This is a genomic window from Bradyrhizobium sp. USDA3516, from assembly GCF_057651995.1.
Window position 1 is genome coordinate 476,197 of sequence record NZ_JBYGYN010000006.1, and the last position, 9,024, is coordinate 485,220.

10 protein-coding genes are annotated in these 9,024 nt (G+C 66.5%); 5 read left to right on the plus strand and 5 right to left on the minus strand.

All coding sequences use genetic code 11. The features are described 5' to 3' along the window. Positions 1 to 15: 15 nt before the first annotated feature. The 3 genes from AC24YW_RS21705 (at position 16) to AC24YW_RS21715 (ending at position 3,801) form a co-directional block, all read left to right on the plus strand. Positions 16 to 1,797 (plus strand): NirA family protein, encoded by a 1,782-nt coding sequence (locus AC24YW_RS21705; RefSeq protein WP_487484614.1) that lies wholly within the window; start codon positions 16 to 18, stop codon positions 1,795 to 1,797. Beyond that, on the plus strand, positions 1,794 to 3,410 hold the full coding sequence (locus AC24YW_RS21710) for a sulfite reductase subunit alpha (protein ID WP_487484615.1): 1,617 nt from the start codon (positions 1,794 to 1,796) through the stop codon (positions 3,408 to 3,410). Before AC24YW_RS21705 ends, AC24YW_RS21710 begins: the two co-directional genes overlap by 4 nt. 238 nt (positions 3,411 to 3,648) lie before the next feature. After that, positions 3,649 to 3,801: a hypothetical protein gene (locus AC24YW_RS21715; RefSeq protein WP_275520394.1), complete on the plus strand. Its 153-nt coding sequence runs from the start codon at positions 3,649 to 3,651 to the stop codon at positions 3,799 to 3,801. Between the two features lie 119 nt (positions 3,802 to 3,920). Here the strand turns inward: AC24YW_RS21715 and AC24YW_RS21720 are convergent, their stop codons facing one another. From AC24YW_RS21720 to pxpB, 3 genes are read right to left on the minus strand one after another with little or no spacing between them, the layout of a single operon-like run. After that, positions 3,921 to 4,688: a LamB/YcsF family protein gene (locus AC24YW_RS21720; RefSeq protein WP_487484616.1), complete on the minus strand. Its 768-nt coding sequence runs from the start codon at positions 4,686 to 4,688 to the stop codon at positions 3,921 to 3,923. Beyond that, the gene (locus AC24YW_RS21725; RefSeq protein WP_487484617.1) at positions 4,685 to 5,758 is read right to left on the minus strand and encodes a 5-oxoprolinase subunit C family protein; all 1,074 of its coding nucleotides are present in this window, start codon (positions 5,756 to 5,758) and stop codon (positions 4,685 to 4,687) included. Before AC24YW_RS21725 ends, AC24YW_RS21720 begins: the two co-directional genes overlap by 4 nt. After that, entirely contained in the window at positions 5,755 to 6,486 is a 732-nt protein-coding gene (gene pxpB / locus AC24YW_RS21730; protein WP_487484618.1) for a 5-oxoprolinase subunit PxpB, read from the minus strand. Before pxpB ends, AC24YW_RS21725 begins: the two co-directional genes overlap by 4 nt. 256 nt (positions 6,487 to 6,742) lie before the next feature. On the opposite strand from pxpB, the gene AC24YW_RS21735 reads away from it, so the two are divergent. Continuing rightward, positions 6,743 to 7,441, plus strand: a complete 699-nt coding sequence (locus AC24YW_RS21735; protein WP_036012452.1) for a ribonuclease activity regulator RraA — start codon at positions 6,743 to 6,745, stop codon at positions 7,439 to 7,441. 22 nt (positions 7,442 to 7,463) lie between these two features. Then, positions 7,464 to 7,868, plus strand: coding sequence for a (R)-mandelonitrile lyase (locus tag AC24YW_RS21740; protein WP_487484619.1), 405 nt, complete (start codon positions 7,464 to 7,466; stop codon positions 7,866 to 7,868). 145 nt (positions 7,869 to 8,013) lie between these two features. Here the strand turns inward: AC24YW_RS21740 and AC24YW_RS21745 are convergent, their stop codons facing one another. Beyond that, on the minus strand, positions 8,014 to 8,370 hold the full coding sequence (locus tag AC24YW_RS21745; RefSeq protein WP_487484620.1) for a hypothetical protein: 357 nt from the start codon (positions 8,368 to 8,370) through the stop codon (positions 8,014 to 8,016). A gap of 213 nt (positions 8,371 to 8,583) precedes the next feature. Next, positions 8,584 to 9,024, minus strand: a 441-nt coding sequence (locus tag AC24YW_RS21750; RefSeq protein WP_487484621.1) for a DUF2147 domain-containing protein, incomplete at its 5' end; no start/stop codon positions are given.

The following is a 9,024-nucleotide window of genomic DNA, read 5'->3' on the forward strand; positions in this document are numbered from 1 at the left end:
GCTTCGTTACCGACCATGAAAATCGATACGCTCTCAGTCGACTTTACCGACGAGCAGAAACGCTATCTCGAAGGCTTCACGACCGGCCTGCAGATCAGTCGCGTCGGCCGCGGCCTTGGCGGCGGCAGCGGCAAGGCGAATGCCGAGCCAACCGGTCCCGACGCCGTGCACATCAAGGCGCAGGACAAGGTGATTGCGTCGGGCAAGAAGCTCGCCGACCAGGAGAAGTTCAAGCGCGACGAGCATCCCTTCGATGCCTATCCGCGGCTGCGCCAGCAGGCGCTCGACAACACCCCGCCGAGCCCGGCGGACAATTTCCGCTGGCGCTATTACGGCATCTTCTACGTCGCGCCGACGCAGGATTCCTACATGTGCCGTCTGCGCATCCCGAACGGCATCATGAAGCATTGGCAGCTGTCGGGCTTGGCGGATCTCGCCGACGAGCTCTGCGGACCCTACAGCCACGTCACCACGCGCGCGAATCTCCAGCTGCGCGAGATCCCGCCGAAGCATGCGATCAGAATGATCGAGGGCATCCAGGATCTCGGCCTGTGCTCGCGCGGCTCCGGCGCCGACAACATCCGCAACGTAACGGGGACGCCGACCGCCGGCATCGATCCCCAGGAGATCATCGACACCCGGCCTTACGCGCGCGAGTGGCACTACCACATCCTCAACGACCGCTCGCTCTACGGCCTGCCGCGCAAGTTCAACGTCGCCTTCGACGGCGCCGGCCGGATCGCGGTGCTGGAAGAAACCAACGACATCGCCTTCACGGCCTACGAGGTAAAGGACGGTTTCGGCGTCGAGCCGGGGGTCTGGTTCCGACTCGGCCTCGGCGGCATCACGGGCCACAAGGATTTTGCGAAATATTCCGGAATCATCGTCAAGCCGGAGCAGGCGACCGCAATTGCCGACGCCATCGTGCGGGTGTTCATCGAACATGGCGACCGCACCAACCGCAACAAGGCGCGGCTGAAATACGTGCTCGACGCGATGGGGCACGACGGCTTCCTCAAGCTGGTCGAGGAGCGGTTGAAGACGCCGTTCACGCGCGTGCCGGAAGAGGCGTTCGCGCCGCGGCCCGCGGCGGATCGCATGGCCCATATCGGCGTGCACAAGCAGAAGCAGGACGGCCTCAACTGGATCGGCGTATCGCTGACGCTCGGCAAGCTCAGCTCCGATCAGATGCGGGGTCTCGCCAAGGTTGCGCAGGATCTCGGTGACGGCGAGATCCGGCTCACGGTCTGGCAGAACCTGTTGATCTCGGGCGTGCGCGACGCGAATGTCGAGCTCGCCATTGCCGCGATCAAGCAGATCGGCCTCGCGGTCGAGGCCTCGCACATCCGCGCCGGCCTGATCGCGTGCACCGGCAATGCCGGCTGCCGTTTCGCGGCGTCCAACACCAAGCGCAATGCCGAAGAGATCGGCGACTGGTGCGAGCCGCGCGTCGCGATGGACAAGCCCGTGAATATCCACCTGACCGGCTGTCATCATTCCTGCGCGCAGCATTATATCAGCGATATCGGCCTGATCGGCGCGCGCGTACCCGTGAACGAGGAGGACACGGTCGAGGGCTATCACCTCTTCACCGGCGGCGGGTTCGGTCCCGACGCGGATGTCGGGCAGGAGGTCTATCACGATCTCAAGGCCGAGGACGCGCCGAAGACGGTCGAAGCGTTGCTCAAGGCCTATCTCGCCCATCGCGCCTCGCCCGATGAAACCTTCCTCTCCTTCGCGCGCCGCCATGACGGCGAAACGCTGCGCAAGCTTGCCGATGCACAGGTGTCCGCATGAACCAGATCACGCCTCCGCCCAAGCTCGACATCATCCCCGCCAGCGCGCCGTTCTCCGACGCGCAGCGCTCATGGCTGAACGGCTTCTTTGCCGGACTGCTCTCGCCCGATGTCGCGACGCCGCTGTCGGCAGAGCAGGGCGCCGCGGTCATGCAGGCCGGTGACGGCGACGACGGCGAAGCGCCGTGGCATGACCAGACCATGCCGATCGCCGAGCGGATGAAGCTTGCCGAAGGCCGTCCCCTGCGCCGCAAGATGATGGCGGCGATGGCACAGCAGGATTGCGGTCAGTGCGGCTACAATTGCCACGATTATTCGGAGGCGATCGCGAGCCGCAGCGAAGCGCGGCTCAATCTCTGCGTCCCCGGCGGCAAGGAAACCGCGCGGATGCTGAAGTCGCTGTACGAGGAGCTCGACAAGGCGCCCGCGGTCAAGATCACGGACAAGACCACCGACAAGGCCGACGCTCCGGCGCCGGCCGTGACCGTGACGATCGCAGAGCCCGGCCGCTCGCGCGACAATCCGATCCAGGCGACCTTCCTGTCGCGCCGTCTTCTCAACAAGGGCGAGTCGGAGAAGGAGACCTATCACATCGAGTTCGATCTCTCCGAGGGCAAGCTCGACTATGTCGTTGGTGACAGTTTCGGCGTCTTCCCGCGCAACGACGTCGGCCTCGTCGACCAGATCATCGCGCTGCTCGGCGCCTCCCACACGACCAAGGTCAACGGCAAGACGCTGCGCGAGGTGCTGATCGACGACGTCTCGCTGTCGCCGGCGCCCGACACGCTGTTCGAGCTGATCTCCTTCATCACCGGCGGCGCGGCCCGGGAGAAGGCGCGGGCGCTGGCGCAGGGCGAGGATCCCGACGGCGATGCCGCGACCCTCGACGTGATGGCGGCGCTGCAGAAGTTTTCCGGCACGCGGCCGCATCCCGAAGCCTTCGTCGAGGCGCTGGAGCCGCTGCAGCCGCGGCTCTACTCGATCTCGTCCTCGCACAATGCGACGCCGGGAAAGCTGTCATTGACGGTGGACTCCGTGCGCTACGTCATCGGCAAGCGCAGGCGGCTCGGCGTCGCCTCGACCTTCCTCGGCGAGCGGATCAAGGAGGGCGATAAGCTCAAGGTCTATGTGCAGAAGGCGCACAATTTCGGCCTGCCGCAGGATCCGAAGACGCCGATCATCATGGTCGGTCCCGGCACCGGCATCGCGCCGTTCCGCGCCTTCCTGCTCGACCGCAAGGCGACCGGCGCGCCCGGCAAGAACTGGCTGTTCTTCGGCCATCAGCGCAGCGATTGCGATTTCTTCTATCAGGACGAGCTCAACGCCATGAAGACCTCCGGACTTCTGACGCGTCTGTCGCTGGCCTGGTCGCGCGACGGCGAGAAGAAGTTCTACGTGCAGGATCGCATGCGCGAGGTCGGCCGCGAATTGTGGACCTGGCTCGCCGAGGGCGCGCATCTCTACATCTGCGGCGATGCCAAGCGCATGGCCAAGGACGTCGAGCGCGCACTGGTCGACATCGTCGCCCAGTTCGGGGCACGTTCGACCGATGAGGCCGTCAGCTTCGTCGCCGAGCTCAAGAAGACCGGCCGCTTCCAGGCTGACGTTTACTAAGCCGGCGGGACGTTGGATGACTCGCCCTTTGGCTTAGCCGTCATCCCACCATCATCCGTGCCGGTTCCAGCTGGCTCGGATTTTAACGAATAAGATTCTCGGAACCCGGCGGTGAAGAGGATTTTGCTCCTGCGATGTGGGCCCTCCAGAGGACCCTCATCGCTATTTCCGCCACCGTCTTGCCTCCCGCCCGGGTTGATCCTTCATACTCCCGCAAATGGGGCGTTGGAGATCGACCATGCGCGAACTATCGGCGGAAGCCAGGCTGCACTTCTACGCGCGCTCGCTCTCGCGCCGGACCGGGGCGAGCCTGCACCACGTTGCGATGTACAGCGCGTTTGCGGTGATCGCGGCGATCGTGTTCGGGACGCTGTCGGTGCATCCGTTTTGAAGGTCTCGTAGTCTGCGTAGTGTGGGCAAAGCGAAGCGTGCCCACCACCTGTCTCGGTCACGACGAGATGGTGGGCACGGCGCGTTGCGCCTTGCCCACCCTACGACACCTGATGTGCGTCACCCGCGCTTGAACGGCGCCACCTCGATCCCCGCAGACTTCAACGCCTGACGCAACGTCCGCGCGATCTCGACCGCGCCGGGCGTGTCGCCATGGATGCACACCGTGTCCGTGCGCATCTCGATGACCTTGCCTGATACCGACACCACCGCGCCGTCCTGCACCATGCGCACCACGCGCTCGGCGATCGCGTTGGCATCGTGCAGCACCGCGCCGGGCTTCTTGCGCGAGACGAGGTTGCCGTCGTCCTCATAGGCGCGGTCGGCGAACACCTCATGCACCATCGGCAGGTTGGCCTCTTCGCCCGCCTTCACCAGCTTCGAATTGGCGAGCACGACGAAGATCAGGCTGGGATCCACCGCCTTGATGCCGGCGGCGATCGCTTTCGCCGTCATGTCGTCCTCGCAGGCGACGTTGGAGAGCGCGCCGTGCGCCTTCACATGGGTGACCTTGTGTCCGGCCGCAGTCGCGATCGCCTGCAAGGCGCCGATCTGATAGGCGACGAGATTCTCGATCTCGGATGCCTTGAGCCCCGCGATCGGATGCCGGCCGAAGCCGTGCAGGTCGCGATAGCCGGGATGCGCGCCGACCGAGACGCCGCGCGCCTTCGCAAGCTCCACCGTCCGGCGCATGATGTCGGGGTCACCGGCATGGAAGCCGCAGGCGACGTTGACCGAGCTTGCGAGCTCGATCATGGCGGCGTCGTTGCCCATCTCCCACGCGCCAAAACCTTCGCCGAGGTCGCAATTCAGATCGACTGTCTTCATGGGTTGCTCTCCGCCTCTGGTCTTGTTGTCGCTTGCGGCTCCGCCGTGACCTGCCACGTCCCGGCATCGACCGCGCTGACCGCATAGCCCGCCACGTTAGCATCGCTGAGCGCCTCGATGTTGAGGGCGACGATGTCGGAGGAGCGCAGGCGATCGGGCAGGCTGCGGATCGCTTGCGCGAACTTGCGCGCCTCGTCCTGCGCTTCAGCCATGCTGACCGCCTTGAAGCGGAACGCGGTGCCTGCCGAGGTCTGGGCGAGGCGGCCGAGGTCGGCCGTGATCACGGTTGCGATCTTCGGATAACCGCCGGAGGTGCCGCGATCCATCATCAGCGCGATCGGCGCGCCGTTACCGGGCACCTGGATGCTGCCGTTGACCGTGCCGTCGGAGACGATGTTGTGGCCATGCAGATGCTTGATCGCGGGGCCCTCGAGCCGGTAGCCCATGCGGTCGGAGGTCGCCGAGATCCTCCATTCGCTGTCCAGAAACAGCGCCTTGTTGGCGTCGTCGAACTCGTCGTCCTGCGGACCCAGCAGCACCCGGATCGGACCTGTCGCCGGCTTCGGGAGTTCGATGCGCAGCTCCGCTGCACCGCTGGCGGCATCGACAGTGAACTCGTCGCCGGCCTGGAGTGGGCGCGGGTACGGGCTGCCGAGGCCGGCGCGCGCGTTCACGGCGAGACTGCCGAACACCGCCTCACCCTTGATGGCGCCTTCGATCGCGAGATAGGTGAAGGCGCCGCCGCGGGCAAAGCCGAGCGTCAGCGTCTGGCCGTCCTTCAGCGTCACCGAGCTGTCCATCGCGACCGGGCTGCCGGCGAGGTCCGCGTTGCGCGGCGCGCCTGATATCGCGACACGCACGGCGCCGTCGCGGGCGGTGAAGGAGGCGCCGAACGGGCCGATCTCGATGGCGGCCGCGAAGGGCTCGTTGCCGACCAAGGTGTTCGCCGCCGCAAGCGACAGCCGGTCCATCGCTCCGCTCACCGTCAAGCCGTAGCGCTGGGCGCCGTGGCGGCCGCCGTCCTGGACCGAGCTGGCAGGGCCGATGCTGGCAACGACGAGGCGGCTCATGCGTCCACCTGCTCGGCGACGATCTCGCCGGCCTCCGCGGCGCGATCCATGTCCTCGAATGTGTTGTGGTCGATGGCGTAGAACGTGACGCGGTCGCCGGGCTCGGTGAGGAATGTCGGATTGCGGTGGAGCTGATAGGTTCGCACCGGGGTGCGGCCGAGCAGGTGCCAGCCGCTCGGGGCGGCCAGGCACTGGATGCCGGCCTGGATGCCGCCGATCGAGATCGTGCCCGATGGCGTCAGCAGCCGTGGCGATTGCCTTCGCGACATGTGCAGGAATTTGTCGAGGCCGCTGAGATAGGACCAACCCGGCGTGAAGCCGATCATGGCGACCTTGTAGTCGCCGCCCGAATGCCTGCTGACGATGTCATCCGGCGTGGTGCCCAGGGTCTTGGCGACGTCCTCGAGGTCGATGCCGTGCTCGCCGCCATAGGCGACGGGAACGCGCCAGCGGCGCGCTTTGGTGACCGGCGGCAGTGGACGGGTGGCGATGGGGAGGATCTTTTCGCCGAGCGCATCGAAGCCGATCTTGCCGGGATCGTAATGGACCAGCAGCGAGCGATAGGTCGGCACCGTCTCGGTGATGCCGTCGATGGGCGCAGCCAGCAGCGCCTTGTCGAGCGCCAGCACGCGCTGGTTGGCTTCGTCGTCGATGGTACGGCTGAACTCGACCGTGACGGCACTGTCGCCACTGGGCAGAAGGCGGGGCGGGGGAAGCGTCGCGGCCATTGAGCTGTCAGAGCGCTGTCGGTATCGGGCTTCTCGGAATGCGGGCTCGACCTTGAGTTCCGCGTGTCCCTGCTTCGCGTAAATGTGCCCGCAAGTCCAATAAATTAATCCAAGGGCCCGCGATAAACCCTTGTTATCGCGTCGCATAACAGCCCGGCGGCCCTGCGTAATTGCTAGCCTCTTGGCCCTTGACGGAAACCGCCCGGCTCGCAAGATGCGCGCGTTCTGTCCCGCACCCCGGAGCTCGTTCTCGTCCATGTCGCTGTCCCCCGAAGCCCGCAAGACCCTCGCCGGCATCACCACCGCCACCATCACCACGGTCCTGCTGAAGAAGGGCCTGCGCAATGTGTGGATGCGCGGCGCGCGTCCGCTGCGCCCTGGTTTGCCGCGGCTGGTGGGACCGGCCTTCACGCTGCGCTTCGTGCCGGCGCGCGAGGATCTGGCGACGCCGGAATCCTGGTCGTCGCCGATCTCGACCCGCACCGCGATCGAGGCGATGCCGGAGGGCTGCATCGCCGTGGTCGATGCCATGGGCATCACCGATGCCGGAATCTTCGGCGACATCCTTTGCGCACGCATGGTCAAGCGCGGCGTCACCGCGCTCGTCACCGACGGCGTCGTGCGTGACGTCGAGGGCGTGCTCGGCACCAATTTGCCGGTGTGGTGCGACGGCTATGCCGCGCCGCCGTCGGTTGCGGGCCTCACCTTCGTCGGCTGGGGTGAGCCGATCGGCTGCGGCGGCGTTGCCGTCTTCCCGAACGACATCGTGGTCGCCGACCAGGACGGCTGCGTGCTGATTCCGCAGGCGATGCTCGACCACGTCCTCAATGAGGGCGTCGAGCAGGAGCGGATGGAAGCCTGGATCGTCAATGAGGTGAACAACGGCGCGGTGCTGCCTGGCCTCTATCCCATGAACGCGGAAACCAAGGCACGCTACGCCGCCAGCAAGAAGTAACGGACAAGGAACGAGGACCCTCATGGACATCACGCTCGCTGGCACGCGGCCGACCCGCCGCGCGCCGAAGGAACACTTCACCGGCACCGTGTGGCAGGACCCCATCAACATGGCGCCGGCGCCCGCGCGGCTGAACGTCTCGCGCGTCGCATTCGAGCCGGGCTCGCGCACCAACTGGCACCATCATCCGCTCGGGCAGACGCTCTACGTCATCTCGGGCGTCGGTCGCGTTCAGACCAAGGGCGGTCCGGTCCAGGAAATCCGTCCCGGCGACACCGTCTGGATTCCGCCGGGTGAAGTGCACTGGCACGGGGCGTCACCGACCAACGGCATGTGCCACATCGCCATGCAGGAAGCGCTCGACGGCGTCTATTCGACCTGGCTGGAGCCGGTCACGGACGCGGAGTATGGCGCGGCGGTGGGCTGACGCTCTCGTGCCCCGGACAAGACGCATCGCCTCGAGGCGATGCGTCGCCGAGCCGGGGCCCAGAACCTCCCGACCAACGGACAGAGCTGGGTCCCCGGCTCAGCGGCGCAGCGTTACACGCTGCACCGCGTCGGGGACACGGCGCCTACATCCGTTCCGCGGTCCACGTGCCCTTGCACATCGCGCCGCGCCAGGTGCCGGAGCCGGACGCGCCGCTGAGCCGGCCGAAGCCGACGGCACGCTTGATGCCAGTGCTCAAGGTGACGTTGACCTTGCCGGCCTCGGCGACGCGGCCCGACGCCGACACTGCAGCGCTGCTCGAGGCGATCTGACCGTTGTTGATCCCGATCGCGACGGTCGCGCCGTTGCCGCAAGCCTGGCTCGAAGAGGCAATGCGGACATTCCATGCGCCGTCGAAGCTGCTCGTCGCGGCGCCTGCCTGCGTGAGCGGGAAGGCGATGGCGACAATGGTGGCGAAAAGGCTCTTGCGAAACACGTTCATGACACGCCCCTGTGGTTGAAGATGCGGGGATCGTGACATCGGCGAGGAACCGGCGATGTGAGGGGGCTCACGCGAGCAGCAGGCTCTGTGAGATAGCGCACGTCGCCGCGGACAAAGCAAAGGGCCCGGATCGCGGGCCCCCATAAGTCGCAATGACGGGGAGAGAGCCTTGGCCCTCAGCCCTGATTTTTGGTCAGCGCGACGGCGCCAAATTTAGTTCACCCGCGTCCAGGTCTGGCCGCCGCAGAACATGCCGCCGAAGGCGCAGCCCTGCACACGCAGCCGGTCGGTGCCCTTCATGGCGATCGTCGAATCGTAGGTCGAGCCCGAGTTGGGGTCGAGGATGCGGCCCGACCATTTCTGGTCCTTGCCCGGCTTCATGTTGATCAGCACCTGCTCGCCGTTCTGGTTCGATTTGCTGTCGACCGAATAGCCGCAGAGGTTGGTGCCGCATTGCTCGATGCGGACCTTGCCTTCCTTCTCCTCGGTGAGCCAGACGCCGAGCGGTGAATTGAGATCGCGCGTCGGCGCAGCTGCAGGGGCGGGCGCGGCTGCGGCGGCCTTCACGGGAGCGGGGGCTGGAGGCGGTGGCGGGGCCGGCGGAGCCGCAGCTGCGGCCGGGGCGGGCGGCGGAGCCGCGGGCGCGGCTTGCTG

Excerpts from the sequence above, each read along its gene's own strand:
- AC24YW_RS21705 (WP_487484614.1), top strand. The coding sequence starts at position 16 with ATGAAAATCGATACGCTCTCAGTCGACTTTACCGACGAGCAGAAACGC.
- AC24YW_RS21710 (WP_487484615.1), top strand. The coding sequence starts at position 1,794 with ATGAACCAGATCACGCCTCCGCCCAAGCTCGACATCATCCCCGCCAGC.
- AC24YW_RS21715 (WP_275520394.1), top strand. The coding sequence starts at position 3,649 with ATGCGCGAACTATCGGCGGAAGCCAGGCTGCACTTCTACGCGCGCTCG.
- AC24YW_RS21720 (WP_487484616.1), bottom strand. The coding sequence starts at position 4,688 with ATGAAGACAGTCGATCTGAATTGCGACCTCGGCGAAGGTTTTGGCGCG.
- AC24YW_RS21725 (WP_487484617.1), bottom strand. The coding sequence starts at position 5,758 with ATGAGCCGCCTCGTCGTTGCCAGCATCGGCCCTGCCAGCTCGGTCCAG.
- pxpB (WP_487484618.1), bottom strand. The coding sequence starts at position 6,486 with ATGGCCGCGACGCTTCCCCCGCCCCGCCTTCTGCCCAGTGGCGACAGT.
- AC24YW_RS21735 (WP_036012452.1), top strand. The coding sequence starts at position 6,743 with ATGTCGCTGTCCCCCGAAGCCCGCAAGACCCTCGCCGGCATCACCACC.
- AC24YW_RS21740 (WP_487484619.1), top strand. The coding sequence starts at position 7,464 with ATGGACATCACGCTCGCTGGCACGCGGCCGACCCGCCGCGCGCCGAAG.
- AC24YW_RS21745 (WP_487484620.1), bottom strand. The coding sequence starts at position 8,370 with ATGAACGTGTTTCGCAAGAGCCTTTTCGCCACCATTGTCGCCATCGCC.